Source organism: Streptococcus oralis, from assembly GCF_006175905.1.
In the GTDB taxonomy this organism is placed as follows: Bacteria; Bacillota; Bacilli; order Lactobacillales; family Streptococcaceae; genus Streptococcus; species Streptococcus oralis_BG.
The window spans coordinates 17,392-40,857 of record NZ_SSNB01000002.1 but is presented as its reverse complement, the minus strand read 5'-3'; the positions used below and the strand labels follow the sequence as shown (position 1 = coordinate 40,857).

The following is a 23,466-nucleotide window of genomic DNA, read 5'->3' as shown; positions in this document are numbered from 1 at the left end:
AAAACATAGGAATCTTTGATATAATTAGAGAAAAAGTGGAGGAGTTTATGTATGGGACGATACGATAGTGCCATTGCGAATTGTCATGCACAAATCCGTTGGATTCGTTTGGATATACGTACTTATGAGAATAAGATAAGACGGTTGGAATCTGCGAATGATTGTATCCAGAGTCAGATGGATGTTGTTAGTAAAAACAAGACTTCTGCGAGTGATTTGAATAAGCACTCTACAACTGATTTTCAAGGGACTCGTCGGGAAGATTTTAATAAAACGTTAGCAGGAATTTCCGATGCGATTACAACTTGGTTGACAGATACAGAAATGAATCGTAAGAGTATTCGCTTTAAAATATCAGAATATAATGGGAATATTGAAGATTGCCAGACCAAAATTAATAGTCTGAATAGCCAGATTGAATACTATCATCGCTTGAATAGGGAGGAGGACTAGTATGTCAGGTCAAGCAGAAATATATGTCCAAACAGAAGAATGGGCTGGACAGGTAGGACATTATCATTCGGGTGTTGCCTCTGTTCGTCCACTATCTACTCTTCCTTTTTCCTATACAGATTTGTCTCCTTTTAAGAACTTTAATCAAGCCATTCAGAATTTAAATACATCTGTCATAAAATATCGAACTTATGTGAATTCTCAATCCTCTAATATGCTTAGGGTTTCTGAGAATAAGTTGTTGGATGATCGTTCAGGAGCAGATGGATTTCAAGATGGGATTCGATTAAAATGAAGACAGCAGAACAAATTTGGAAAGAGTATTGTGACGGTAATACGGCATTTCCCACTACAGATTTTTTACATCAGATAGCTTTTATTTTAAAAAATCGTCCAGAGGTATTGGGCGCAATCGTAAAAGCTTTTTTGGATAAAAAACCAAACTATATTTATCATCCGCGGATTGGCGCTGATATTGAAGTGACTTTTTTACCTAAAGAAGTGTATATTTGTCGGAACGAGACAGAGATTACGTTATCTAAAAGTGAGTTTGTCCATTTTTTAGATGGGGTTGATAAGGTTTATAGCGATATTCTTCCCTTGGGCACATTGGTTGAGATTGATAAGGAGCAGTTATCTCAAGAGCTAGTAGTGTCACTTTTAGGCGATGAGCCACTTTATGTCATGATTATGGGGCGAAAAGTCGTTTTCGACGGAGCTTATGTGGATTATTTAGCACAGTTCTGGCCTCTTGGTCTTCAAGCAGAGCTTCCACCGATGGCTATTCATAAGACCATGATCAAACGAATCATCGCTCAGGGTTATGCGGAATCAGAAAAAGAAAGCTCCTATGTGGGTCAATTACGGGAAATATTAATGAAAACAGCTGTTCCTTCCCACTTTTATCTACGATTACAGGAGGAGTTAGACGATGAAAATCAAGCGTAGTGAGTTGGAAAGTTTAAAGGATTTTCTCTATAAGCAGACCCAAGCTTTCGAGTCTGATTTGGCTGAGGCACAGTCGACTGCGCAGAGTCTTGCCTCGAGTCAAGCGCTGCGTGGTGATGTCAAGACTGCGATTAACCATGAGTTGAACTATTATAACCTCCCTCTCCTTCAGGGTTATGTGGATTATTCTAATCTGCTTTATACTGAGTTTGACAATCTGATTTCTGACTTTGAATCAACAGTCGGTGAGAAAAGCGCAACAGCTGTAATCAACAGTGAGGCCTTAACTAGCTTGAAGCAGAGTGTGGATGGTCTCCATTCCTCCATTGTCCGGGATATGGATGCGACGAATAAATATTATACGGAAATTTCTGACTTGATCTCACTGAAAGCACCCAGCAAGGATAAGTTGAGTCGGGCTATTGAGGCGTCGAAACAGTCGCTTTCAGAGACGGAGAAGCGCCTGACTGCCTTCAATGGCAAGCAGGCCACAAGTGAGTTAGATGCGATTTTAAACAATCAAAATAAGGGCTTAACGAAGGTGAGTGGGACGGTTACCATGGCCAGCCCTTATCGTAATCCTGAAGCGCTAGCTATCTATCGTAATCCTCATTTCAAGAAGGCGGCAAACCGTTATCACCAGAAAGTGGATAGCCTAGCAAGGGCTTACTTCCAGAAGAATCATCCAGGCGTTGCATTTGACAAGGATAAGGCAGGGATTGAGGAATTGCAGGCTCTGGCGAGGGAGGTGACTAAGAAGGCGGAGTATGGAGATTCATCTTCAGTTAAGACGTTAGGAGACTATGGTAATGACTTAGCGGAAACTTCAGTCTATACAAGTCTTGAAGAAGGTATCAAGCACCTTATTGAGAAAATGAAAGTATCAGTACCGGATGCAGCTAATTATTGGAGCGTAGGAATGACTGGTAATTCATATTATCAAAATATGAATTTCTCCTTTAATGCTCAACAATTTGCGAAAGACTCCACGACGAATGCTCTAAAAGGTCTTTTTAAGAATATTACTGTGTCAGAAGTTGGTATTCCGATTCCAGGTACGAATGTTTCCATGGGGATATCAGGTATTAGCTCGGTCTTTATGGGATTAGACCTTGTCAAAAATCTTCAAGAAGAAAATGCCGGACGTGCCTTTACACATACTGCAGTAACGACGGCAGTGACAGCAGTAGGGGTTGATATGCTTACTACAGGAATAATATATGCTAGTGTTGGGACAGGCTATGTTGCTAGTGGAGCTACCATTTTAGCAACTGCTATGGCAAGCAATCCAGTTGGTTGGTCAATTGCGGCTGGTGTTGCAGTAGCTTTTGTAGTTGACCAAGCTTATAAAAATAACTTTTTGGGCATTAAAACCATAGCAAATGAGATGGGCGACAATCTTGAAAAAAGTGTTAAGGAAATAGGAAGCAATATTGATGCAGGTATCAAGGAAGTCGGAAATAGTATTGATACCGGTATTAAATCAATTCAGAAAGTGTTTGGGTGGTAGGAGTAAAAGATGGAGATAAATTTTAGAAATTCTAACATTGGTTGCTATCAAATAGTCGAAATAGATGGGCATTCTCAGAAATATATTATGGATACTAGCACTCTGAAACCTAAGAGATACTGTTGGGGGTTATTACCCCAAAATATCACTGTTGATATGACGGAATTGGATAAGAAAAATGTTAGTTTTGAAACAAAATCAAAAACACTATTGGGAACTAGCACTATAGCTATAATGGTCCAACCGATTGTAAAAATTGGATACGATATGTTAAAAAATTTATTTGTAAATTATGAGATAAGTCAACAAATATTCTTAAAGATAGTTTTATATTTTATTTCTATGTTGATTTCTTATCTTGTTATTTGGAATTCTCTGAGAAAAGCTCATAAAATTGCGGCTGAGCGGTTACCTAAGGAAAGTAAGAAATTTAGATTAACATTTCAAACGACTAAAAGAAGAGAGTTAACAGGCTATATATTTCTTTTCCTAAACATAGCATGCTTACTTTTCTTTTTAATGTTAAACAATGGTGAAGAGGGAGCAATTTTAGTAATTAATGGTATAATTTCATTAGCCTTATACTTGAGCGTTTGGACGATGCCCCCAATAAGCTTTGCTTATAGAAATAAATTTTTGACAGTTGAAAGAATTGAAGAATTGTGATAATGATAAAGCGACCTTTATGCTGAGGTTTCGATGGATTTGATAGTGGTTTACAAAATTATTGAATTACCGGCTTTGTATTTGGAGGAAAATTTTGGAAATTAATTATAGAGAAACGAAGTATTTTTGTCATCAACTTGTAGAACTAAATGGGAAAAAATATATATTAGATGCAAGTTCAATGACCCCCAAGTTCTACTATTGGGGTGTTCCAACGGAGGAATTAACGGTTGAGATGGCGGAACTAAATAGAGAGGATATCAATTTTAGTACCCCGATTAATAAGTTTAAAGCTTCATATGTGGCAATCATGGTTCAACCGCTTGTATGGATTGTTTATTCTTTATTGAAAACTTTTTTAAAGAGTACAATATTAGCCAACAGATAATTTTAAAATTAGTAGTATTTTGCGCATCTATACTATTCTCTTACTTGATTTTTTATTTTAAAAGAGAGCAAGAACGTAAAAATGTTAAAGCTTTACTGCCTTCTTCTAGTAGAAGATATGAGATGATTTTTAAACCAGTATCTGCAAGAAAGCAAGTTTTTGACGCCTATATTTTTACTGTTCCTATAATAGCTTGTTTGGCACTTTATTTGTCTATTAATGATGGAGGAGAAGGTATTGTTCTCGTTATCAATAGCATTATCTCATTTTTTCTCCTATCATTTTTATTTGGAAAGGTTCCCATTCTTTCCGCTTATAAGATTAGAAACGTCACATTTGAAGGAATTAGAGAAATTAAATGAGGTCTTTGATTCCGGTATTAAATCACTTCAGAAAGTGTTTGGGTGGTAAATGTGAAAATTAATTTTAGAGGATTAGATGTTGCTTATTTTGATGTGTTAGAGATGGGAGAGAAAAAGTACGTTCTTGATTCCAACTCCACAACACCAAAGAGTTATTATTGGGGACTTTCCCCTGAAACTCTTGAAGTTGATTTGATAGAACTCGATAGTCAGAATAAAAATTTTGATAAAAAAATTAAGATGGGTCCTTCAGGAATGCGTATGGTATCTATTGGTTTTGGTCTTCTTTCGTATAGAGTAGTAACATCAATTTTTAGATATTATGATATTAGTCATAATCTATATTTAAAAGTATCTTTATTTCCTATATCTATTTTGGTAGCTTATATTGTCTATCAAAGTATTTTAATCAAATCAAGGAAGGAAATTTCAAGTCGTTTATCGCAGGAGAAGAAGAGGTTTAAAATAGTCTTTCAGAATAATAAGAAAAAAAGACAATTCCATGCCTATCTATTTCTCATTTTACATACAATTGCTTTCTCTATTTATATGGGAGAAGATGATGGAACAGAAGCTGCAATTCTAGTGTTGAATGGTTTGTTGGCCTATCTATTTATTTGGATTGAATCTGGCGTTATTCCATTGACTTATGCTTATCAAAAGAAATACCTAGAATTTAAAGAAGTGAAAAAGGTATAATATAACTTATAATAAAATTCAGAAAGTGTTTGGGTTGTAGTAGTAAAAGATGGAGATAAATTTTAGAAATTCTAACATTGGTTGCTATCAAATAGTTGAAATAGATGGGCATTCTCAGAAATATATTATGGATACTAGCACTCTGAAACCTAAGAGATACTGTTAGGGGTTATTCCAATTGATGTATTTTATAATAATCAACAACTTTTTTTCGACCGAATTTGAGGAATTAAACTAGCTTACGAAGGAGTGTATATGTCAAAAATTTTACCTATAGGAAGTATTGTGTATCTCAATAAAGGAAATCAGAAATTGATGATTTTGAATCGGGGAGTTACTATTCATCAAAATAAGCAAGATGTTTTATTTGATTACTCAGCAGCTATCTACCCGATGGGTTTAAATCCTGATCAATTATTTTATTTCAATCATGAAGATGTGGATCGAATTGTATTTAAAGGATACTCTGACGAGGAAGAAGATCGATTTGTGGAGCTTTATCTACAATGGCTAGAAGAAAACAAGGAAAAGGTAGTGAAAGGAAGAACAAAATAGTATCATTTTTATACTTTTTTTACCAGAGTAGCTTCACAGAATCGGTTGTCGGAGTGGATGAGTACAACTACTTCACCAGCCGAGAAGGCTATCGTATTAAGCTTATCAGTGAATAAAAGCGAGTCATTTGACTTGCTTTTATTTTTAGGGTTCTTTCCCAATCCTTATGGTAAAACATTGGAATTTTTGATATAATTAGAAAAAAAGTGGAGAAGTTTATGTATGGGACGATACGATAGTGCTATTGCGAATTGTCATGCACAAATCCGTTGGATTCGTTTGGATATACGTACTTATGAGAATAAGATAAGACGGTTGGAATCTGCGAATGATTGTATCCAGAGTCAGATGGATGTTGTTAGTAAAAACAAGACTTCTGCGAGTGATTTGAATAAGCACTCTACAACTGATTTTCAAGGGACTTGTCGGGAAGATTTTAATAAAACGTTAGCAGGAATTTCCGATGCGATTACAACTTGGTTGACAGATACAGAAATGAATCGTAGAGGCCTTAACTAGCTTGAAGCAGAGTGTGGATGGTCTCCATTCCTCCATTGTCAGGGATATGGATGCGACGAATAAATATTATACGAAAATTTCTGACTTGATCTCACTGAAAGCTCCCAGTAAGGATAAGTTGAGTCGGGCTATTGAGGCGTCGAAACAGTCGCTTTCAGAGACGGAGAAGCGCCTGGCTGCCTTCAATGGCAAGCAGGCCACAAGTGAGTTAGATGCGATTTTAAACAATCAAAATAAGGGCTTAACGAAGGTGAGTGGGACGGTTACCATGGCCAGCCCTTATCGTAATCCTGAAGCGCTAGCTATCTATCGTAATCCTCATTTCAAGAAGGTGGCAAACCGCTATCACCAGAAAGTGGATAGCCTAGCAAGGGCTTACTTCCAGAAGAATCATCCAGGCGTTGCATTTGACAAGGACAAGGCAGGGATTGAGGAATTGCAGGCTCTTTCGAGGGAGGTGACTAAGAAGGCGGAGTATGGAGGGGAAGGAAAAAATCAAACTTACACGTTAGAGGAAGCCGTGAAAGATTTCGCTGAAGGCTTGACGCCAAGCGAATTTTCTAAAGAAACTATAGGAGCTTTTTTGGATCATGTTAAAGGGAAAGTTATTGAGGAATCTAAAAATATAGGTCGTTCACTGGCGGCGACTTTGCAACCGCGTGATGCCGCAGGAAGATTTATAAAAGATAGTTCAAAAATTAGAAATTGGCTAACTAGCACGCTGAAAAAAATACCGAATTCTACCAGTAAAGTTCTTGGAAATGTTGCTAAATGGGGTGGAAGAGGACTTGTTGCTCTAGGAATGTGGTCAGAAGGAAGTGACCATTATAAAGAATACCATAATGTTGGTAGAGCAGTTAGTTATGGCTTAACGGCTGGAACAGCTGGCTGGGTAGCCGGTCTTGCTGTGGGTTCAGCTTTGGCTGGAGCTCCAGTTGTTGTTGGTCTAGTTGGAGCTGTTGTGGTTGGTTCTGCTGTTTCTGTAGGTGTAAAAGCTCTGTATAAAAATGTAAAACCATTTAGAGCTGTAGTTGATGGTGCAGGAGATCTTTTAAACGGAATAGGAAAAGGAATATCTAATATCGGAAAATCATTTAGCAATCCACTCAAAGCAATTAAAGGAGTTTTTGGATAATGGAGAAAAAAGCTAACTATGTAGCCCGTGTAGTGGGGCGGCTGGATAACCGTTATTATCTAATAGAAGTCCATAACCGTCTTTATGTAATAGATTATTTTAATCCAAAGGACATCCGGAATTATTTGTGGAGATTTAATGCGTATAATAATACGGAATACTTAATTTATGATGTGACGGAACAAGTTGAACAGTATGAAGTAAAGCCATTTAATATATGGTTAGAAAATTTTAGGAAAGTATTTGATATTGTGTCTATTGCTTTGGTATTTTGGCTCTTATTCTTTCCTCCAAAATTCGCAAATAATCCCATGATTTTTTCTTCATGGCGAATTATTCTTATTTTATTTTTTATAGGAGCTTTGCTAATTTTTCTAGTTTTAAATTTAGGAATGGATAAAACTCTTAAATTTAATTTTCAGGATGCATTATTATTACGAGCTACAATAAAAGAAAATAAGAAAGGATCTAATTCCTCATTTTTTAAGGTTATTCAACATTTAATAACTTTTATATTGCTTTTCTCAGGGTGTCTTTTCATTGGGATTTTCAATTCAAATTATCTCACTCTGCTATTATTTACCTTTATTGGAGGTTATTCAATTTTATTTATCTATGCTATGTCAATACAATATAATTTAAATCGTTTTAAATTTCATATTATTAAAAATACACAGGAGGCATAAAATGTTATTACCATTAGGAAGTATTGTTTACCTAGCAGATGGTAACCAGAAAGTTGTTATTATTGGTCGTGGAATGATTGTTAATCAGGAGGGAACAGATGTTGTTTTTGACTATACAGGCTCTGTTTTTCCAGACGGTCTCAATCCAGAAGAGATTTATTATTTTAACGAAGAAGATATTGACGAAGTCATATTTGAAGGTTACCGTAATGATGAGGAAGAACGCTATGCAAAGCTTTATCTACAGTGGTTGGAGGAAAACAAGGAGAAAGTGGTAAAAGGAAGAACGAAATAGTATCATTTTTATACTATTATTTTTACCAGAGTAGCTTTACAGAGTCCGTTGTCGGAGTGGATGAGTACAACTACTTCACCAGCCGAGAAGGCTATCGTATTAAGCTTATCAGTGAATAAAAGCGAGTCATTTGACTTGCTTTTATTTTTCATTCCTTATGGTAAAACATCAAAATTTTTGATATAATTCTATTAACTGTAAGATTTAGTCAAAAGAGGTATAAAGATGAGTGATTTTGAAGAAAAGCGGCTTGCTAGTAATGCTTATAATCGAGCGCAAGCGAGTCGCTATGAAAGTTTGGCGAATCAGTACCAGAAAGCATACGATAAGAAAAAAGCAGAGATTGAGAAGTTAGAATCTGCTAGAAAAGAACTTTCTAAGCAAATTCAATCCTATAGTGAGTTCCGCAATACAGTTTCTCAATACTCTACAACTATTTCTACAGATACCTTTAAAGGGACAAGACGCGATACATTTGATAAGACTTTATCGAAAATTGCGACGACGATGAATACGCATCAAAATGAGCATGAAATGAATTTGGCGAAGTTGGATGCAGAGATCGCAAAGCGAAAATTGGAGCTAGGCGATTTAGGTGGTGCTATTGGAAGTGCTTGGAATGCGGTTGAAAGCTTCTTGGCAGCTATTTTTTAGGGAGTAGGATAGATGGATAAAATAGGAATCAGTTCGGCTTCTTGGCAACGTGTTGTTACCTCAGCACGGACTAAGGTCGCATCTGTATCAGACATTCAAGTGACAAAGATTGGAAAAACTACCTTGAATCGGATGAAATCTTTTGAGACCCTTCAAGAACAAGCGAAAAAAATTCTGAGTGATTATAAGGATTTTGAAATGGAGCGTACTTCTCAAATGATTACGGTTGGTGAGAAGATTGTGGCTGATGATAAAGCTATGGCTGGTCAGTTTGATAAGAATACAGCCAATGTGAGGTTTAAGTAATGGTTCAATACGATAAGAATAAGATTTTTACAAGTATTATTACTAGCCGTACGAGAGAGACATTCGAAGTAGATGATACTTTGATTCAACTTGGTCAACAATTAGGAATGCGTCCGCAGATTTTGAAGGGACTCTATAAGGCTCTGAGAAAACTGGAGGATATCTATGAGTATGTGCCAAGTTTCGGTGCAACTTTTACTTGTCATTTTGATTATGAGAACCAGAAAGCTCAGATCCATTATAATCAACTAGATCAACTATTTTCCATCACGGATTTACAGGATTTTATGGGGATTGTGGACAGTGTCTACAGTCCTATTTATCCTTTAGGTTCTGTTGTTGAGCTAGATTTGGAGCTTTTACCAGAGGAACTCCAGAAAAGCTTAGCGGAGGGGCCAGGACCACTCGTTACGATTTCAGGCCGTAAGATGCCTCTTCAAGAAGGATTTGATGACTATGTGGTAGACTACTTGGCTCGCATCTGGCCCTTGGGTGAGATGCCTGGAATGGATGCTTTTTTCGTTAGTAACATGATGATTGAGCGACTTCGTTTTGAAGGCTATAGTGATGACTGGGAAAGTCAGTTCACAGAGGATGTTTTACGTGCGACTCAGCTCTCCCATCAACAAGTCTCGACTGCCTTTATGCGCAGTGAGGATTTTGTTCGGTATTATGAGCCGTATTTAAACACGGAGGAAGACTAATGGGATTTTATGTAGATATTGCGGAGCTTCAGAAAGCCCAAGAGGCCTATATGAAGATGGTCGCAACTGCTCAGAGTCAGTTGGATACCGCTAAAAATGGGATGAATGCCATCATCACCAGTAATTCCATGCATGGAGAAGTTGGGAAAGCGATTACGAATGAAATCAATAATGTTCATAACCCCGTGATTGTTGGCTTAAAGAATGGCTTAGAATTTCTAGGTTCTGAGTTTTCCAAGACGATCACGGATTTTCAGAATCTTGTTGGCGAAACCTCTGCAACGGCAGTTTTAGCAGAAGAAACTTTGGATGATGCGGTCAAGAAGCTGAATGCGGCGGATGAGAAACACAAGGTGATGGATACCAATTTCAAGAGTATCTATGATGGTATTTCGAGTCTCTATCACCTGAGTGCTCCCTTAAGCAGCACCTTCTATACTAATACCCAGACAGCCCGGAAGTATGTTCAGGATACGAAGAATAAGGTCAATGCCTTTGATAAGATGACGACAACCAGCAGTGCGGAGCAACTTTTTAGTGCTTTAGGTAGCCAGATGGCAGCTGCTGGAAGAGTGAAGAGTCTGAGTTATAGTGATCCTATTTTGACCGACTTTGTGGCGCATGAAGATCTCGGTAAAGCGATTTATGAGATGGATCAGCAGTATGCGAAAGCCAAGGCAGAAGCGATTGAGGCTGCTAAACGCAAGGCAGAACAAGAAGCCGCTGAGCGAGAAGCTTCTTATCGCCGTCATCACCCCGTCCAAGCCTGGCTGAAGGATCGCTCGAATGGGATTGGTTCCTGGTGGGGCGATGTTGTTGAGGGAACACGAGATCTGCCTATTCCACAGGACTTGAAAGATACACTCCTGTTTGCGGAAGGTTTTATTGGTTCAGCTGGAAGTATGGTTTCAGATACTGCCATCGGAGCTGTAGATTTGACTCAGATCATTGGCATTGCTAGTATTGATGGCGTCAATCGCTTAACAGGAGGTCGAACTCCAGAGTGGATGAAGCGGGACTTGCAAGGGACGGCAGATAACCTGTCTAGCCTTGCGGAGTTAGGAGTAGGAACTTACACTGCTCTGACGGATCCAGGAGCAGCTATGCGCGGTCAAGACCCTAATGCTAGCTATGCGGATAAGGCTGCTTATCGTGCTCAAGAGACAGGGAAAGCCCTCTGGGATAAAGTTACCCATATGGATGCCTATGATGCAGGAGGCTTGACCTTTGAGATTGCCAGTCTTTTTGTCGGCCCAGCAGCTGTAGGGAAGATGGCTAAGGGGACCAAGTTAGGAGCTAAGGCAGCTGAGATGATTCAGTTAGCCAAGAACAGCACCAAGGCAAGAATTCTCGCAAATGTTGAAAAATGGGGTTCAAAGGTTGACAATATCCTAGCGAAGAGCAATAATGTCATTGGAAAATTTGGCGAGAAATTATTAGATACCCGAATCCCAGTCGGCATTCGTAAAAAGGCATTTGCCTTTGCGGGAGGTATGGGAACCATGCCTACCTTCAGCGTTGAGAGTAAGACACTACGTGATGTGATGCACTTCTCAAGCAAACATGCGGATGATGTTGTGAGAGGTTTAGGTGGTTCTGGGAAGGCGGAGAGAGTCACACAAGCTGTCAATAATATGTCGGAGTTTTTTGAAACAGAATTTGGACAAAAGATTGTGGGAAGCCTTAGAAAGACTAAGAAGAAGTATGACGGGCAGAGTGTTTATGAGGTGACTAAAGATATAGATGATATTTTGAAAAAAGGAGATAAATTGTACTTAGATGGTCTGCATAAAGATCATTTTGAGGTATTCAATAAAAGAGGTAAAGTAAAGGATGTTCTTAATCTTGATGGAACTTCTAATAGTAAAAAATTTAATTTAGCTTCTGGAAGGAGATTAAAATGATTAGTTCAGAGTTAAAAGATGTAATGAAACGATTGACTATTCTTAATGAGAACAATAAAGGTGTGCTACTTAGAGAAGAAAGTATCAGAGATATAGACAATACGATAAATATCTTTCTAAAAAAATATGAAGATCGTTTTTATGAAGGATTAAGATTGTTTAACAAGATAGACATTACTACAATTTCCTCTTCAGAGAATTCAGATTATACTATTGCTTTCTATAATCTATTAACTGGAATTAGGGGGATAATCGATTGTTTTGATGACTTTGATGATATTTTAGTTGAATTGAATAAAAACTTCATGTATCAAAGTGGCGAAATCACAAAAGAAGAATGGGAAAGTTCAGGGGAAGTAGTCTTGGATGACGAAGAAAATGAATTTGGAGATTGAAGAATAGATATTGATTCCTCGCTTTTTATGTTCACTAGGAGGAAGGCTAATGGGATTTTATGTCGATATTGCGGAGCTTCAGAAAGCCCAAGAGGCCTATATGAAGATGGTCGCAACTGCTCAGAGTCAGTTGGATACTGCTAAAAATGGGATGAATGCCATCATCACCAGTAATTCCATGCATGGAGAAGTTGGGAAAGCGATTACGAATGAGATCAATAATGTTCATAACCCCGTGATTGTTGGCTTAAAGAATGGCTTAGAATTTCTAGGTTCTGAGTTTTCCAAGACGATCACGGATTTTCAGAATCTTGTTGGCGAAACCTCTGCAACAGCAGTTTTAGCAGAAGAAACTTTGGATGATGCGGTCAAGAAGCTGAATGAAGCCGATGAGAAACACAAGGTGATGGATACCAATTTCAAGAGTATCTATGATGGGATTTCGAGTCTCTATCACCTGAGTGCTCCCTTAAGCAGCACCTTCTATACTAATACCCAGACAGCTCGGAAGTATGTTCAGGATACGAAGAATAAGGTCAATGCCTTTGATAAGATGACGACAACCAGCAGTGCGGAGCAACTTTTTAGTGCTTTAAGTAGCCAGATGGCAGCTGCTGGAAGAGTGAAGAGTCTGAGTTATAGTGATCCTATTTTGACCGACTTTGTGGCGCATGAAGATCTCGGTAAAGCGATTTATGAGATGGATCAGCAGTATGCGAAAGCCAAGGCAGAAGCGATTGAGGCTGCTAAACGCAAGGCAGAACAAGAAGCCGCTGAGCGAGAAGCTTCTTATCGCCGTCATCACCCCGTCCAAGCCTGGCTGAAGGATCGCTCGAATGGGATTGGTTCCTGGTGGGGCGATGTTGTTGAGGGAACACGAAATCTGCCTATTCCACAGGACTTGAAAGATACACTCCTGTTTGCGGAAGGTTTTATTGGTTCAGCTGGAAGTATGGTTTCAGATACTGCCATCGGAGCTGTAGATTTGACTCAGATCATTGGCATTGCTAGTATTGATGGCGTCAATCGCTTAACAGGAGGTCGAACTCCAGAGTGGATGAAGCGGGACTTGCAAGGAACGGCAGATAACCTGTCTAGCCTTGCGGAGTTAGGAGTAGGAACTTACACTGCTCTGACGGATCCAGGAGCAGCTCAGCGTGGTCAGGATCCCAATGCTAGTTATGCGGATAAGGCAGCTTATCGTGCTCAAGAGACAGGAAAAGCCCTCTGGGATAAAGTTACCCATATGGATGCCTATGACGCAGGAGGCTTGACCTTTGAGATTGCCAGTCTTTTTGTCGGCCCAGCAGCTGTAGGTAAGATGGCTAAGGGCACGAAACTCGGAGCTAAGGCAGCTGAGATGATTCAGTTAGCCAAGAACAGCACCAAAGCAAGAATTCTCGCAAATGTCGAAAAATGGGGATCAAAGGTTGACAATATCCTAGCGAAGAGCAATAATGTCATTGGGAAATTTGGGGAGAAACTATTAGATACCCGAATCCCAGTTGGCATTCGTAAAAAGGCATTTGCCTTTGCGGGAGGTATGGGCTCAATGCCTACCTTCAGCGTTGAGAGTAAGACTCTGCGTGAGGTTAGACAGTTCTTTAGTAAACATGCGGATGATGTAGCTAAAGAAAAAACGTTCCTTCAAGACATGGCTGGTATGTCTAGTACTACAACACCTTTATCTAATGCACCTTATATTAAAAATGGGAAACCTAATGGTAGACCAGGACCGACAGGAAAGAAGAAGCTTGAATTTGAAAAAGCGGTTTATGATGCTCAGGTTGATCCAGATGGTGTATTACGAGATTTAAATACCGGTGAAATTATTGAGTGGAAACCAGGACAACCTAGAAAAGGGGCTGTAGATTTTGGACATGAAAAAGGTAAAAGCTATAAAGAGATGTTTGAAAAATATAAAAACAGAGAGATAACATTAGATGAGCTTAAAGAATTTCAGTCTAATCCAGATAATTTTAGACTAGAAACACCTTCAGCAAATAGAAGTCATAAGTATGAGTAAGGAGATGGGTGATATGGAATCAAAAGCAATATTTGAAGCTGCACAGGTAGGCGATTTTAAATTACTGAAAGATTTATATAGCGGTAGTATAAATCAGGTAAATAAGGAACAATTGAATCTTTTATCGGTTGTCCTCACTAATAGTGATAAAATTGATGACCGAATTAAGATAATTAACTTCTTGCTCGATAGAGGTATAGATATAAACTATCAGGATAGAGATGGTAGAACAGCACTACATAATTTTTTTCAATTTAAAGCAAATTGGAGACCTAATGTAGATTACGCAGTAAATGTAATAGCTAGTTTAATTGAAGCGGGTATAAATATTAATGCAATTGATAAATATGGATCAGTAGCATTAATTTATTCTTTAACTGTTTTAAAATTAACAACGCAAGATGCATATCCTATTTATGAATTATTGCTAAAACATAATGCAGATTATACTCTAAAAAATGATGCGGGTAAATCTGCGTTAGACTACGCTAAAGAGTTATCTTGGAGAAATGATTTTTTAAATATTTTGGAGAAGTATAAAAATGAAAGTAAGTGATAATTATGGGGGATTTGTTCTATCAAGGAATGTAAAAAATGGATTACCTATTGCGTATACTTACAGAGAAAAATCTCGACTGTTACAATTAAATGGATGGACCATTTATTCTAGTTCCGATGATGAGGAATACGTAAATAATCCCCAAAATTTTGAAATTGTATCAGCAAAAACCATGTTTTCTATTGCACCCGTGATGGAAGAAATTTTTGAAGCGAAGTATGGGACGAATTTAGCGTGGCTATACGAGGAGGGGGTTCATGTTGGTTTCTATGATTTAAATGAGGAAAAAGAGGTAAAAATATCTGAAATTTTAGATTAGTTATATATACTAGTATTATCATGAAAGAGTCCTACTTAAGCCAAGGCAGAACAAGAAGCCGCTGAGAGAGAAGCTTCTTATCGCCGTCATCACCCCGTCCAAGCCTGGCTGAAGGATCGCTCGAATGGGATTGGTTCCTGGTGGGGCGATGTTGTTGAGGGAACACGAAATCTGCCTATTCCACAGGACTTGAAAGATACACTCCTGTTTGCGGAAGGTTTTATTGGTTCAGCTGGAAGTATGGTTTCAGATACTGCCATCGGAGCTGTAGATTTGACTCAGATCATTGGCATTGCTAGTATTGATGGTGTCAATCGCCTAACAGGCGGTCAAACTCCAGAGTGGATGAAGCGGGATTTGAAAGGGACGGCAGATAACCTGTCTAGCCTTACCTAAAAACTCTCCGACACCACAAAAATGGATGGATAAAGGTGGGAAAATTGAAATACTTGAAGATGGAACATGGGTATATACAAATTCTGAGGGTATTACAATAAAATATATTGATGGATTTCCTGATTTTAAAAATGGTATTCCACCACAAGTTAAAAAAGAGTTTGTGATAGAGGGTGGCTTTGAGGGAAGGTCGAAAGACTTTTCCAAGGCAGGAGATGCAGGTATTGGTAATACTTGGCATCACACAGAAGTATCAGGAAAAATGGAGCTAGTTCCCTATGGCATACATAATATAACATTGCATAATGGTGGCCGATCAGCGGGTCTTTGGGCATATGCACCAAGATGATTCTGATATTGATTTTTTATGAGGTGTATGTAATTCTTGTATAGCGCTGCTAATATATATTGAATGTGGTATTCATTCTAAATACAAAAAGAAAGGAAAAAATTAGAAAGTGGAAGATATTAGAACGGTAATCCTCCCTTTGCCTAGTATTGAATTGGTTAAGGAAAAGGAGGAAGAATGGTGCATTGAGTTACCGAGTTCCTTTAAGGAATTCATAATCAGATATAATGGGATAATTCCTAAAAAGAATCTTTTTAAAATCAGTGATGATAAAGAGTATGTTATAGAAAGATTCCTTTGTATTTTAGATGATTTTGAAGAGAATTCCCTAGGAATGTACGATATTGATGTTATATGGAGTCCAATACTAGAAATTTTAAGTGTGGATCCAGATTCTGTTGGTGTAGAACTATTACCAGTAGCAACACTGTTCGGTGGTGATTTTATATGTTTAGATTATAGAGAAGGGACCCAGAACCCCAAGGTATGTTATTGGAAGCGTGAGGATTCATACGAATGGCATCCTAGTGTAGAGTTTGTTTCAGATACATTTGAAGAGTTTTTAGGAATGCTATATTCTGAAGATGATATTGCAAATAGCTAGTATTTGGTTACGGAATCATGCTTTTGAGTATATGTTAAGAGTAATGCACAAAATATAATATAGGAGTTCTATTTATGAGTGATAAATTCCTTGAGTCATTTATTGAAAAAACTTTTTATAATGAGCTATTTAGTAAGTTGAAATCTTACATCTCTCTTCATAGGGATGAAATAATGGTTAAATCCTATACTCTATCTTCGATATCCTATAAAGCGCTAAATGATTTTAGCGTCAAGAGTGTTTTAACATGAAATATGGTTGGTGGTGTGTTAGAATCTCATTTGCTTGTAGTAGCGATATTAGAAATAAAAGGACACTCTAAATATGGACATGAAATAGATAGTGCTGAAATATGGCTAGATGTAACGGTTTCTTACCAATTGAATAATGGACTTCATCATTTCTCCGTAGGGAATATCACAGAGTATGATGCTACTAATAAAGAGATGAAACAAACTCCAGATTTTACTCTGGAGTTTGTTCCCTATATCTATACTAGGGATATGGAACAAGTTGCGGAAGGAATAGTGAGAAGATACTATCCAGAGGCGTTACAGACTCCGATGCCTCTACCTATTGATGAGTATCTTTCAAATATCGGTCTGACAAAAGTTGAAGGGAAATTGACTCCAGATAGTTCCGTTTTTGGAGAGATGATTTTTAAAGATACAACTGTCACGTTGTATGGTGAAGATACTCCTAAAGAATTGGCTGTTTCAAAAGGAACTATTCTGGTCGATCCAGAGGTAATCTGTTTACGAACAATGGGAAGCAGGCCACAAGTGAGTTAGATCCACTTTTAAACAATCAAAATAAGGGCTTAACGAAGGTGAGTGGGGGATGGTTACCATGGCCAGCCCTTATCGTAATCCTGAAGCGCTAGCTATCTATCGTAATCCTCATTTCAAGAAGGCGGCTAATCGCTATCATCAGAAAGTGGATAGCCTGGCACGGGCTTATTTCCAGAAGAATCATCTGGACAGGTGAAAGAGGAGAGTCTACATTTGTTTCAAACAAAGATGAAGTTAGAAAAATTTTAGATGATGTAAATCTAGAAGGTATAGAGTATGAAAATGCGATACCAGATTTTTCACCTGTCTCTAAAGGTGAAGTGAAAATTACAGATATGGGTATTGACAGAAATGCTAACTTTAGACAAGCTGATGAGCTCCTTGCTAGAGAATTAGAGAAAACTCGTCGAGAAATTGTTAAGTTTAGAAAAGAAAATAAACTAACGTGGCACGAACTTAATGACATGACGAGTATGCAACTAGTTCCGAGTATCATAAATAGTAAATTTGGGCATTTAGGCGGTGTTTCAGAAGTTAAAAAGTTGTTGGAATTATTGCAGTAGAAAAAGAGGTATGAAATGAAGATAGTACATCCTGTTTTTGGGGAATTTACATTTAATAATGGTTGGACTAAGAGTATTAAATTAAATATTTTTAAAAAGGAATTTTCTGTTGAAATAAATATTGATGCAGATGAAGATGCGGTGTTCGATGAAAATCAAATCAAAGCTTTTGAATTTTTTTCAGTGATATTCAGAACCGTGTTACCCAAGCCGAGAATGGTATTGTTGTATATTATAATTCAATAATTGATGAGGTAATTGATAGACTGGATTCAGATTCTAATTTTGGTCAGAAGTTATTAAATGCTAAAGATAATCCGAGTGAAATCTTTAAATTTTTGACAGTAAAACAAATTATGATTCCGATGAATTTTGATGATAACACACGCGAAGCAGGCTTCATTTGTGATTGTGAATGGGATATTGAAAACGGTGTTGGAATAAAATATATTAATGAACAAATATCAGAAATAGGATTTCAAGACATTTTGCTATAAGGGAGAAACATTAAGTATTGGAAAAGTTGCGCTGCAAACGATATCTTCATCAGGGACTGTTCTAAAAGGCGGTGCGGACCAAATATTGTTACCACAGGGATGGTTGCAGGATTGGGTTGTGAATGTAAGGACTGTCCCTAATTAAGGAGTAGATTATGAGTATGAAATCAATAGAGATAGCCAATAAAATTTTAGAAATAATGGATAAACAGTATCCTTCAGAAATACAGGAAAAAGGAGCAATTAACACTCTTTATACCATTATTAGATCAATAAAGGAAACAGAAACTATCCCATTAAATGTTCATCTTAAGGATCATGCACGTATGTTGATAGATGCAACTGCTAATTATAATTTAGAAATCATCTACCTACTTCAAGATTTAGATAAGGAATTAAAAAAGAATGAACGTCAAAGATAGTTTACAACGTTTTTCATCAAATAAAACAGAAAAAAATAGGGAACAGCTTCTTTCAAATTTGGAGAAAAGTTCACTTTTTGTTCCAGTAAGATGGATTGATGAGCAGACGTTCCGCATTCTCCATATTCAGGATAGAACAGAAAATTTTTATCTGCCGATTTTAACGAGTCAAGAAGAGCAACTGCCGCCTATAAGTGATAATAATTCAATTCTTTTGGAATCTGTTCGCCTATCTGATTGTATACAGTTACTTCTGTCTAATCATCAAATAGCTGGAATTGTTCTAAACCCTATGTCTGATAATGTAGTCCTTCCATCGGCTTTATTCTACGGACAGAATACGACGGAAAAGCAAGTATCATTTGGGGTTCCAAGTAAAGATTATTCTTGGCTGACAACTCCTTTAATTTCATTCTTACAACAGAATACGGGTGTTCGGACGGTCTACCCTATTGATGGTTGTTAGAGAGGATCAACCAGTAGCAACGCTCGTTGTAGATGGTGAAGAAAAAGATTGTCTTGCTATTGTTGATTATTTAAATCATCAGCAGTATTCTGAAGCTATTGATATTCTTCCCCTACAGACAGCTTTTTCAAAAGAAATCATTAAAGATGTTTCTCCTTTTTATACTAATCTATAGTACTATCTCTTCAAGAAGGATTTGATGACTATGTGGTAGACTACTTGGCTCGCATCTGGCCCTTGGGTGAGATGCCTGGAATGGATGCTTTTTTCGTAAGTAACATGATGATTGAGCGACTTCGTTTTGAAGGTTACAGTGACGACTGGGAAAGTCAGTTTACAGAGGATGTTTTACGTGCGACTCAGCTCTCCCAGCAACAAGTCTCGACTGCCTTTATGCGCAGTGAGGATTTTGTTCGGTATTATGAGCCGTATTTAAACACGGAGGAAGGCTAATGGGATTTTATGTCGATATTGCGGAACTTCAGAAAGCCCAAGAGGCCTATATGAAGATGGTCGCAACTGCTCAGAGTCAGTTGGATACTGCTAAAAATGGGATGAATGCCATCATCACCAGTAATTCCATGCATGGAGAAGTTGGGAAATCGATTACGAATGAAATCAATAATGTTCATAACCCCGTGATTGTTGGCTTAAAGAATGGCTTAGAATTTCTAGGTTCTGAGTTTTCCAAGACGATCACGGATTTTCAGAATCTTGTTGGCGAAACCTCTGCAACGGCAGTTTTAGCAGAAGAAACTTTGGATGATGCGGTCAAGAAGCTAAATGAAGCCGATGAGAAACACAAGGTGATGGATACCAATTTCAAGAGTATCTATGATGGTATTTCGAGTCTCTATCACCTGAGTGCTCCCTTAAGCAGCACCTTCTATACTAATACCCAGACAGCTCGGAAGTATGTTCAGGATACGAAGAATAAGGTCAATGCCTTTGATAAGATGACGACAACCAGCAGTGCGGAGCAACTTTTTAGTGCTTTAAGTAGCCAGATGGCAGCTGCTGGAAGAGTGAAGAGTCTGAGTTATAGTGATCCTATTTTGACCGACTTTGTGGCGCATGAAGATCTCGGTAAAGCGATTTATGAGATGGATCAGCAGTATGCGAAAGCCAAGGCAGAAGCGATTGAGGCTGCTAAACGCAAGGCAGAACAAGAAGCCGCTGAGCGAGAAGCTTCTTATCGCCGTCATCACCCCGTCCAAGCCTGGCTGAAGGATCGCTCGAATGGGATTGGTTCCTGGTGGGGCGATGTTGTTGAGGGAACACGAGATCTGCCTATTCCACAGGACTTGAAAGATACACTCCTGTTTGCGGAAGGTTTTATTGGTTCAGCTGGAAGTATGGTTTCAGATACTGCCATCGGAGCTGTAGATTTGACTCAGATCATTGGCATTGCTAGTATTGATGGCGTCAATCGCTTAACAGGAGGTCGAACTCCAGAGTGGATGAAGCGGGACTTGCAAGGGACGGCAGATAACCTGTCTAGCCTTGCGGAGTTAGGAGTAGGAACTTACACTGCTCTGACGGATCCAGGAGCAGCTATGCGCGGTCAAGACCCTAATGCTAGCTATGCGGATAAGGCTGCTTATCGTGCTCAAGAGACAGGGAAAGCCCTCTGGGATAAAGTTACCCATATGGATGCCTATGATGCAGGAGGCTTGACCTTTGAGATTGCCAGTCTTTTTGTCGGCCCAGCAGCTGTAGGGAAGATGGCTAAGGGGACCAAGTTAGGAGCTAAGGCAGCTGAGATGATTCAGTTAGCCAAGAACAGCACCAAGGCAAGAATTCTCGCAAATGTTGAAAAATGGGGTTCAAAGGTTGACAATATCCTAGCGAAGAGCAATAATGTCATTGGAAAATTTGGCGAGAAATTATTAGATACCCGAATCCCAGTCGGCATTCGTAAAAAGGCATTTGCCTTTGCGGGAGGTATGGGAACCATGCCTACCTTCAGCGTTGAGAGTAAGACTCTGCGTGATGTGATGCGCTTTTCTAGCAAACATGCGGATGATGTAGTGAGAGTGGCAGAGAAGCCCTTTGATAAAGAGCGGATTCTTGAAAATATTAGGCAAAGTCGACTTGCACGGGAAAGTTCGAAGTTTGATGACTATCTTCGCAGAGAGTATGAAGCTAAGGGACACTATTTCCCAGAACGTGTTGAAATGCCAAATGGCAAGCGTGCTTATCTATCGGCAGATGATGGTTTCGATGGAAGAAAAATTCCTGTCAGATCACGAAGTTATGTGGATAGTGAGGGGCATATTAAATGGCCACCGGAAGAAACTCAAGGTTTTGTTACAGATCATCTAGGTAAGCCGATAACCTCCCCTGCTAATATACATACGGGTCAGATTATTGATAGATTTGGTCCTTCAGGGGGGACGTATGTTAGTCCGGTTGAAGATGGAAAAATTATAGCTTTTAATAAACGCGGATTACCTTATCCAGAGGGGTATCAAGATTATCATCAATATGAAGTAGTTAAAGATATAAATCTTAAAAATCTTGAAGAAGGTTTTCTTTCTATGTCTGATGTGGATCAAGAAAAACTTTCTATTATAATGCAAAAACGAGGGATATCATTTTCAGATTTAGCTACTCCTGCAAAAGGTGAAATTGCAAAAGCTTTTGGAGCTGGTGGTGGAACGCAGATTAAACTTGGAACATCTGTTAGCTGGTACGAAAAAATGGGACTATTAAAGGAGATAAAATAAATGGATAAATTGATGCATGAAAAAAAAATAATTCAACAGAAAATTGAAGAGTTAAATTATACTACGCTAAGAGTCTCCGTATTTAATGGCAGGAATAAAGGGAGAGAAGATTGGCAAACGCGAATAGAATATGATGAGGGGGAAAAAGTATACTTAGTTTATTCTTTAGGAGATAGGGCAAGTATTATAGGAAAGATTAGAACATTTGAAAATTTTGAAGAAGCAGAGCAATGCTTATTTGAGATATTGGATTTAACTGTAAAATATAACAGGTTGCAAGTGATGACTAACGAGGAACCAGAATATCCTTCTCCTTTGTGGGACAAACCATAATGATAAATTTAGAAAAGCAACGCAGTGAAATTTGATTTGAATTTTATCGAGCTCTCCCATCAACAAGTCTCGATTGCCTTTATGCGTACTGAGGATATCAAGATTATCATAAATATGAGGTAATACATGATTTGACAAAAAGTAATATGGAGTGAAGTAAATGATATTTGAAGATTTATTAATGGAAATTCAATCTGATTTGGTGTCTTTAGGATTAGAATATTCGAATAGTCAAATTGATGAAATTTATTTGTATGGTTATATGGAAGAAGGTAGTTATTTTTTCAATTTATTTTTTAAGAAAAATGGGGAGATAATTAAACTTAATCAGATTAATGATTTTTTGAATGAAAATGAAAAAATAGATGATTCACGTGATAGACAGATACAACTTCTAGAATTAGGAATTGATGATTTAGAAAAAATCGAGATTTTGTTTGAGAATAATAAAAAAGAAGTACCTACCGAAATCAAAATTATTTATAATAAGAGCAGCAATAGTCTCAAATCCAAATATAGTTATTCACCTATTTCAGATGATACTTCAGAATTAGAATTATTCAATAACTGGTATGATACGGTGAAAGTAGAAAATAATATTTGAAGATAAGCTAATGAATTTACAAGTAGTCAAGCGCTTTGAACTTAGTTTCTACTCCATTATCATATAGTTATGAGAACCAGGAAGCTCAGATCTATTATAATCAACTAGATCAACTATATTCCATCACGGATTTACAGGATTTTATGGGGATTGTGGACAGTGTCTACAGTCCTATTTATCCTTTAGGTTCTGTTGTTGAGCTCGATTTGGAGCTCTTACCAGAGGAACTCCAGAAAAGCTTAGCGGAGGGGGCAGGACCACTCGTTAAGACTGGCCATTAGAATGGATTTCGGATTTTAGAATAGTTCCTAATTGATGGATTATCAATAATTGAAGGAGAAAAGAGATATGACAAGTAGTTTAAAGCGAATTGCTGAAAAAATTGTTTTTATTATTGAAGAAGAGTACCCCAAACAAAAAAGTGTTACAGGCTCAATTCAAAGTATTTATCAATTAGCAAATGAAATTATAGAAAGTGGAGAAGTAGCAAAAAACATAAATCTTAAAAGTCTAGTTAGAATGTTTGCAGATGAGACAACGCATTATCAAAGTGAGATCATTTACTTACTTCAAGATTTAGATAAGGAATTGAAAAAGAATGAACGTCAAAGATAGTTTACAACATTTTT

The 23,466-nt window shown here is 37.9% G+C and carries 38 protein-coding genes; all 38 read left to right on the top strand.

All coding sequences use genetic code 11. From position 1 onward, the window contains the following. Positions 1-51: 51 nt before the first annotated feature. The 38 genes from E7Y33_RS04730 to E7Y33_RS04545 all read left to right on the top strand — a co-directional run bounded on the left by E7Y33_RS04730 (position 52) and on the right by E7Y33_RS04545 (position 23,452). Positions 52-453: a YwqH-like family protein gene (locus E7Y33_RS04730; protein WP_000534139.1), complete on the top strand. Its 402-nt coding sequence runs from the start codon at positions 52-54 to the stop codon at positions 451-453. A 1-nt stretch (position 454) separates the two neighbouring features. After that, positions 455-748, top strand: a complete 294-nt coding sequence (locus E7Y33_RS04725; RefSeq protein WP_000016523.1) for a hypothetical protein — start codon at positions 455-457, stop codon at positions 746-748. Continuing rightward, a complete protein-coding gene (locus E7Y33_RS04720; protein WP_000844686.1) occupies positions 745-1,401 on the top strand; it encodes a DUF4176 domain-containing protein in 657 nt (218 codons plus the stop codon). The genes E7Y33_RS04725 and E7Y33_RS04720 overlap by 4 nt, the downstream gene beginning before the upstream one ends. Beyond that, positions 1,385-2,911 carry a T7SS effector LXG polymorphic toxin gene (locus E7Y33_RS04715; RefSeq protein WP_139689791.1) on the top strand — a complete coding sequence of 509 codons (1,527 nt, stop codon included), beginning with the start codon at positions 1,385-1,387 and terminating at the stop codon, positions 2,909-2,911. The genes E7Y33_RS04720 and E7Y33_RS04715 overlap by 17 nt, the downstream gene beginning before the upstream one ends. A gap of 9 nt (positions 2,912-2,920) precedes the next feature. Further along, complete coding sequence (locus E7Y33_RS04710; RefSeq protein ID WP_000405075.1) at positions 2,921-3,577, top strand: DUF443 domain-containing protein; 657 nt, start codon at positions 2,921-2,923, stop codon at positions 3,575-3,577. Between the two features lie 94 nt (positions 3,578-3,671). Then, positions 3,672-3,965, top strand: a complete 294-nt coding sequence (locus E7Y33_RS09560) for a DUF443 domain-containing protein (RefSeq protein WP_233848269.1) — start codon at positions 3,672-3,674, stop codon at positions 3,963-3,965. Further along, positions 3,905-4,327, top strand: a complete 423-nt coding sequence (locus E7Y33_RS09555; protein WP_233848266.1) for a DUF443 domain-containing protein — start codon at positions 3,905-3,907, stop codon at positions 4,325-4,327. Before E7Y33_RS09560 ends, E7Y33_RS09555 begins: the two co-directional genes overlap by 61 nt. A gap of 42 nt (positions 4,328-4,369) precedes the next feature. Beyond that, positions 4,370-5,026 carry a DUF443 domain-containing protein gene (locus tag E7Y33_RS04700; protein ID WP_000248557.1) on the top strand — a complete coding sequence of 219 codons (657 nt, stop codon included), beginning with the start codon at positions 4,370-4,372 and terminating at the stop codon, positions 5,024-5,026. Positions 5,027-5,281: 255 nt separating this feature from the next. Further along, positions 5,282-5,581, top strand: coding sequence for a DUF4176 domain-containing protein (locus tag E7Y33_RS04695; RefSeq protein ID WP_000036011.1), 300 nt, complete (start codon positions 5,282-5,284; stop codon positions 5,579-5,581). A gap of 222 nt (positions 5,582-5,803) precedes the next feature. Then, positions 5,804-6,100, top strand: coding sequence for a hypothetical protein (locus tag E7Y33_RS04690; protein ID WP_000534138.1), 297 nt, complete (start codon positions 5,804-5,806; stop codon positions 6,098-6,100). Between the two features lies 1 nt (position 6,101). Then, entirely contained in the window at positions 6,102-7,235 is a 1,134-nt protein-coding gene (locus tag E7Y33_RS09550) for an LXG domain-containing protein (protein ID WP_237665649.1), read from the top strand. Beyond that, complete coding sequence (locus tag E7Y33_RS04675) at positions 7,235-7,921, top strand: hypothetical protein (RefSeq protein ID WP_139689790.1); 687 nt, start codon at positions 7,235-7,237, stop codon at positions 7,919-7,921. The genes E7Y33_RS09550 and E7Y33_RS04675 overlap by 1 nt, the downstream gene beginning before the upstream one ends. A gap of 1 nt (position 7,922) precedes the next feature. After that, positions 7,923-8,216, top strand: a complete 294-nt coding sequence (locus tag E7Y33_RS04670; protein ID WP_000926358.1) for a DUF4176 domain-containing protein — start codon at positions 7,923-7,925, stop codon at positions 8,214-8,216. 225 nt (positions 8,217-8,441) lie between these two features. After that, on the top strand, positions 8,442-8,870 hold the full coding sequence (locus E7Y33_RS04665) for a DUF5082 domain-containing protein (protein WP_070842359.1): 429 nt from the start codon (positions 8,442-8,444) through the stop codon (positions 8,868-8,870). Positions 8,871-8,882: 12 nt separating this feature from the next. Beyond that, on the top strand, positions 8,883-9,176 hold the full coding sequence (locus E7Y33_RS04660) for a hypothetical protein (RefSeq protein ID WP_000357787.1): 294 nt from the start codon (positions 8,883-8,885) through the stop codon (positions 9,174-9,176). Next, positions 9,176-9,880: a DUF4176 domain-containing protein gene (locus E7Y33_RS04655; protein WP_139689789.1), complete on the top strand. Its 705-nt coding sequence runs from the start codon at positions 9,176-9,178 to the stop codon at positions 9,878-9,880. Before E7Y33_RS04660 ends, E7Y33_RS04655 begins: the two co-directional genes overlap by 1 nt. Then, positions 9,880-11,784: a T7SS effector LXG polymorphic toxin gene (locus E7Y33_RS09460; protein ID WP_202612943.1), complete on the top strand. Its 1,905-nt coding sequence runs from the start codon at positions 9,880-9,882 to the stop codon at positions 11,782-11,784. The genes E7Y33_RS04655 and E7Y33_RS09460 overlap by 1 nt, the downstream gene beginning before the upstream one ends. After that, entirely contained in the window at positions 11,781-12,179 is a 399-nt protein-coding gene (locus tag E7Y33_RS04635) for a hypothetical protein (RefSeq protein ID WP_004262746.1), read from the top strand. Before E7Y33_RS09460 ends, E7Y33_RS04635 begins: the two co-directional genes overlap by 4 nt. A gap of 49 nt (positions 12,180-12,228) precedes the next feature. Continuing rightward, a complete protein-coding gene (locus E7Y33_RS04630; RefSeq protein ID WP_139689788.1) occupies positions 12,229-14,205 on the top strand; it encodes a GH-E family nuclease in 1,977 nt (658 codons plus the stop codon). Between the two features lie 13 nt (positions 14,206-14,218). After that, the gene (locus E7Y33_RS04625; protein WP_002875492.1) at positions 14,219-14,761 is read left to right on the top strand and encodes an ankyrin repeat domain-containing protein; all 543 of its coding nucleotides are present in this window, start codon (positions 14,219-14,221) and stop codon (positions 14,759-14,761) included. Then, the gene (locus E7Y33_RS04620) at positions 14,748-15,083 is read left to right on the top strand and encodes a DUF2185 domain-containing protein (RefSeq protein WP_000868444.1); all 336 of its coding nucleotides are present in this window, start codon (positions 14,748-14,750) and stop codon (positions 15,081-15,083) included. Before E7Y33_RS04625 ends, E7Y33_RS04620 begins: the two co-directional genes overlap by 14 nt. Positions 15,084-15,323: 240 nt before the next feature. Next, the gene (locus E7Y33_RS09405; protein WP_161976040.1) at positions 15,324-15,479 is read left to right on the top strand and encodes a hypothetical protein; all 156 of its coding nucleotides are present in this window, start codon (positions 15,324-15,326) and stop codon (positions 15,477-15,479) included. Positions 15,480-15,504: 25 nt separating this feature from the next. Then, positions 15,505-15,828: an HNH endonuclease signature motif containing protein gene (locus tag E7Y33_RS09545; RefSeq protein ID WP_233848262.1), complete on the top strand. Its 324-nt coding sequence runs from the start codon at positions 15,505-15,507 to the stop codon at positions 15,826-15,828. Positions 15,829-15,937: 109 nt separating this feature from the next. Continuing rightward, positions 15,938-16,432: an SMI1/KNR4 family protein gene (locus tag E7Y33_RS04610; RefSeq protein WP_000389501.1), complete on the top strand. Its 495-nt coding sequence runs from the start codon at positions 15,938-15,940 to the stop codon at positions 16,430-16,432. A 266-nt stretch (positions 16,433-16,698) separates the two neighbouring features. Beyond that, positions 16,699-17,223, top strand: coding sequence for a hypothetical protein (locus E7Y33_RS04605; protein ID WP_237665648.1), 525 nt, complete (start codon positions 16,699-16,701; stop codon positions 17,221-17,223). Positions 17,224-17,272: 49 nt separating this feature from the next. After that, entirely contained in the window at positions 17,273-17,419 is a 147-nt protein-coding gene (locus E7Y33_RS09455; RefSeq protein ID WP_202612942.1) for a hypothetical protein, read from the top strand. Beyond that, the gene (locus tag E7Y33_RS09450) at positions 17,352-17,786 is read left to right on the top strand and encodes an HNH endonuclease (RefSeq protein ID WP_337189388.1); all 435 of its coding nucleotides are present in this window, start codon (positions 17,352-17,354) and stop codon (positions 17,784-17,786) included. Before E7Y33_RS09455 ends, E7Y33_RS09450 begins: the two co-directional genes overlap by 68 nt. A gap of 15 nt (positions 17,787-17,801) precedes the next feature. Continuing rightward, positions 17,802-18,032, top strand: a complete 231-nt coding sequence (locus E7Y33_RS04595) for a DUF6985 domain-containing protein (protein ID WP_139689785.1) — start codon at positions 17,802-17,804, stop codon at positions 18,030-18,032. Next, positions 17,960-18,283 carry a DUF6985 domain-containing protein gene (locus E7Y33_RS09650; protein ID WP_419865825.1) on the top strand — a complete coding sequence of 108 codons (324 nt, stop codon included), beginning with the start codon at positions 17,960-17,962 and terminating at the stop codon, positions 18,281-18,283. The genes E7Y33_RS04595 and E7Y33_RS09650 overlap by 73 nt, the downstream gene beginning before the upstream one ends. 155 nt (positions 18,284-18,438) lie before the next feature. Then, positions 18,439-18,705 carry a MerR family transcriptional regulator gene (locus E7Y33_RS04590; protein WP_139689784.1) on the top strand — a complete coding sequence of 89 codons (267 nt, stop codon included), beginning with the start codon at positions 18,439-18,441 and terminating at the stop codon, positions 18,703-18,705. Continuing rightward, positions 18,689-19,171, top strand: coding sequence for an SseB family protein (locus E7Y33_RS04585; protein WP_237665647.1), 483 nt, complete (start codon positions 18,689-18,691; stop codon positions 19,169-19,171). The genes E7Y33_RS04590 and E7Y33_RS04585 overlap by 17 nt, the downstream gene beginning before the upstream one ends. Further along, positions 19,161-19,346 (top strand): hypothetical protein, encoded by a 186-nt coding sequence (locus E7Y33_RS09540; protein WP_237665646.1) that lies wholly within the window; start codon positions 19,161-19,163, stop codon positions 19,344-19,346. Before E7Y33_RS04585 ends, E7Y33_RS09540 begins: the two co-directional genes overlap by 11 nt. Positions 19,347-19,378: 32 nt before the next feature. After that, a complete protein-coding gene (locus E7Y33_RS04580) occupies positions 19,379-19,624 on the top strand; it encodes a DUF4176 domain-containing protein (RefSeq protein ID WP_002879517.1) in 246 nt (81 codons plus the stop codon). After that, entirely contained in the window at positions 19,624-21,900 is a 2,277-nt protein-coding gene (locus E7Y33_RS09535) for a T7SS effector LXG polymorphic toxin (protein WP_237665645.1), read from the top strand. The genes E7Y33_RS04580 and E7Y33_RS09535 overlap by 1 nt, the downstream gene beginning before the upstream one ends. Then, entirely contained in the window at positions 21,901-22,233 is a 333-nt protein-coding gene (locus E7Y33_RS04560; protein WP_139689783.1) for an Imm59 family immunity protein, read from the top strand. 160 nt (positions 22,234-22,393) lie between these two features. After that, positions 22,394-22,837 (top strand): hypothetical protein, encoded by a 444-nt coding sequence (locus tag E7Y33_RS04555; protein ID WP_004262707.1) that lies wholly within the window; start codon positions 22,394-22,396, stop codon positions 22,835-22,837. Positions 22,838-22,872: 35 nt separating this feature from the next. After that, complete coding sequence (locus tag E7Y33_RS04550; RefSeq protein WP_202612940.1) at positions 22,873-23,118, top strand: hypothetical protein; 246 nt, start codon at positions 22,873-22,875, stop codon at positions 23,116-23,118. Positions 23,119-23,185: 67 nt separating this feature from the next. After that, positions 23,186-23,452, top strand: coding sequence for a disulfide bond formation protein (locus tag E7Y33_RS04545; protein ID WP_132974265.1), 267 nt, complete (start codon positions 23,186-23,188; stop codon positions 23,450-23,452). Positions 23,453-23,466: the final 14 nt, after the last annotated feature.

What these genes read in the sequence shown, in the direction of transcription:
- E7Y33_RS04730 (WP_000534139.1), top strand. Translation starts at nt 52, where the DNA reads ATGGGACGATACGATAGTGCCATTGCGAATTGTCATGCACAAATCCGT.
- E7Y33_RS04725 (WP_000016523.1), top strand. Translation starts at nt 455, where the DNA reads ATGTCAGGTCAAGCAGAAATATATGTCCAAACAGAAGAATGGGCTGGA.
- E7Y33_RS04720 (WP_000844686.1), top strand. Translation starts at nt 745, where the DNA reads ATGAAGACAGCAGAACAAATTTGGAAAGAGTATTGTGACGGTAATACG.
- E7Y33_RS04715 (WP_139689791.1), top strand. Translation starts at nt 1,385, where the DNA reads ATGAAAATCAAGCGTAGTGAGTTGGAAAGTTTAAAGGATTTTCTCTAT.
- E7Y33_RS04710 (WP_000405075.1), top strand. Translation starts at nt 2,921, where the DNA reads ATGGAGATAAATTTTAGAAATTCTAACATTGGTTGCTATCAAATAGTC.
- E7Y33_RS09555 (WP_233848266.1), top strand. Translation starts at nt 3,905, where the DNA reads ATGGATTGTTTATTCTTTATTGAAAACTTTTTTAAAGAGTACAATATT.
- E7Y33_RS04695 (WP_000036011.1), top strand. Translation starts at nt 5,282, where the DNA reads ATGTCAAAAATTTTACCTATAGGAAGTATTGTGTATCTCAATAAAGGA.
- E7Y33_RS04690 (WP_000534138.1), top strand. Translation starts at nt 5,804, where the DNA reads ATGGGACGATACGATAGTGCTATTGCGAATTGTCATGCACAAATCCGT.
- E7Y33_RS04675 (WP_139689790.1), top strand. Translation starts at nt 7,235, where the DNA reads ATGGAGAAAAAAGCTAACTATGTAGCCCGTGTAGTGGGGCGGCTGGAT.
- E7Y33_RS04670 (WP_000926358.1), top strand. Translation starts at nt 7,923, where the DNA reads ATGTTATTACCATTAGGAAGTATTGTTTACCTAGCAGATGGTAACCAG.
- E7Y33_RS04665 (WP_070842359.1), top strand. Translation starts at nt 8,442, where the DNA reads ATGAGTGATTTTGAAGAAAAGCGGCTTGCTAGTAATGCTTATAATCGA.
- E7Y33_RS04660 (WP_000357787.1), top strand. Translation starts at nt 8,883, where the DNA reads ATGGATAAAATAGGAATCAGTTCGGCTTCTTGGCAACGTGTTGTTACC.
- E7Y33_RS04655 (WP_139689789.1), top strand. Translation starts at nt 9,176, where the DNA reads ATGGTTCAATACGATAAGAATAAGATTTTTACAAGTATTATTACTAGC.
- E7Y33_RS09460 (WP_202612943.1), top strand. Translation starts at nt 9,880, where the DNA reads ATGGGATTTTATGTAGATATTGCGGAGCTTCAGAAAGCCCAAGAGGCC.
- E7Y33_RS04635 (WP_004262746.1), top strand. Translation starts at nt 11,781, where the DNA reads ATGATTAGTTCAGAGTTAAAAGATGTAATGAAACGATTGACTATTCTT.
- E7Y33_RS04630 (WP_139689788.1), top strand. Translation starts at nt 12,229, where the DNA reads ATGGGATTTTATGTCGATATTGCGGAGCTTCAGAAAGCCCAAGAGGCC.
- E7Y33_RS04625 (WP_002875492.1), top strand. Translation starts at nt 14,219, where the DNA reads ATGGAATCAAAAGCAATATTTGAAGCTGCACAGGTAGGCGATTTTAAA.
- E7Y33_RS04620 (WP_000868444.1), top strand. Translation starts at nt 14,748, where the DNA reads ATGAAAGTAAGTGATAATTATGGGGGATTTGTTCTATCAAGGAATGTA.
- E7Y33_RS09405 (WP_161976040.1), top strand. Translation starts at nt 15,324, where the DNA reads ATGGTTTCAGATACTGCCATCGGAGCTGTAGATTTGACTCAGATCATT.
- E7Y33_RS09545 (WP_233848262.1), top strand. Translation starts at nt 15,505, where the DNA reads ATGGATAAAGGTGGGAAAATTGAAATACTTGAAGATGGAACATGGGTA.
- E7Y33_RS09455 (WP_202612942.1), top strand. Translation starts at nt 17,273, where the DNA reads ATGGTTACCATGGCCAGCCCTTATCGTAATCCTGAAGCGCTAGCTATC.
- E7Y33_RS04595 (WP_139689785.1), top strand. Translation starts at nt 17,802, where the DNA reads ATGAAGATAGTACATCCTGTTTTTGGGGAATTTACATTTAATAATGGT.
- E7Y33_RS04590 (WP_139689784.1), top strand. Translation starts at nt 18,439, where the DNA reads ATGAGTATGAAATCAATAGAGATAGCCAATAAAATTTTAGAAATAATG.
- E7Y33_RS04585 (WP_237665647.1), top strand. Translation starts at nt 18,689, where the DNA reads ATGAACGTCAAAGATAGTTTACAACGTTTTTCATCAAATAAAACAGAA.
- E7Y33_RS09540 (WP_237665646.1), top strand. Translation starts at nt 19,161, where the DNA reads ATGGTTGTTAGAGAGGATCAACCAGTAGCAACGCTCGTTGTAGATGGT.
- E7Y33_RS09535 (WP_237665645.1), top strand. Translation starts at nt 19,624, where the DNA reads ATGGGATTTTATGTCGATATTGCGGAACTTCAGAAAGCCCAAGAGGCC.
- E7Y33_RS04560 (WP_139689783.1), top strand. Translation starts at nt 21,901, where the DNA reads ATGGATAAATTGATGCATGAAAAAAAAATAATTCAACAGAAAATTGAA.
- E7Y33_RS04555 (WP_004262707.1), top strand. Translation starts at nt 22,394, where the DNA reads ATGATATTTGAAGATTTATTAATGGAAATTCAATCTGATTTGGTGTCT.
- E7Y33_RS04545 (WP_132974265.1), top strand. Translation starts at nt 23,186, where the DNA reads ATGACAAGTAGTTTAAAGCGAATTGCTGAAAAAATTGTTTTTATTATT.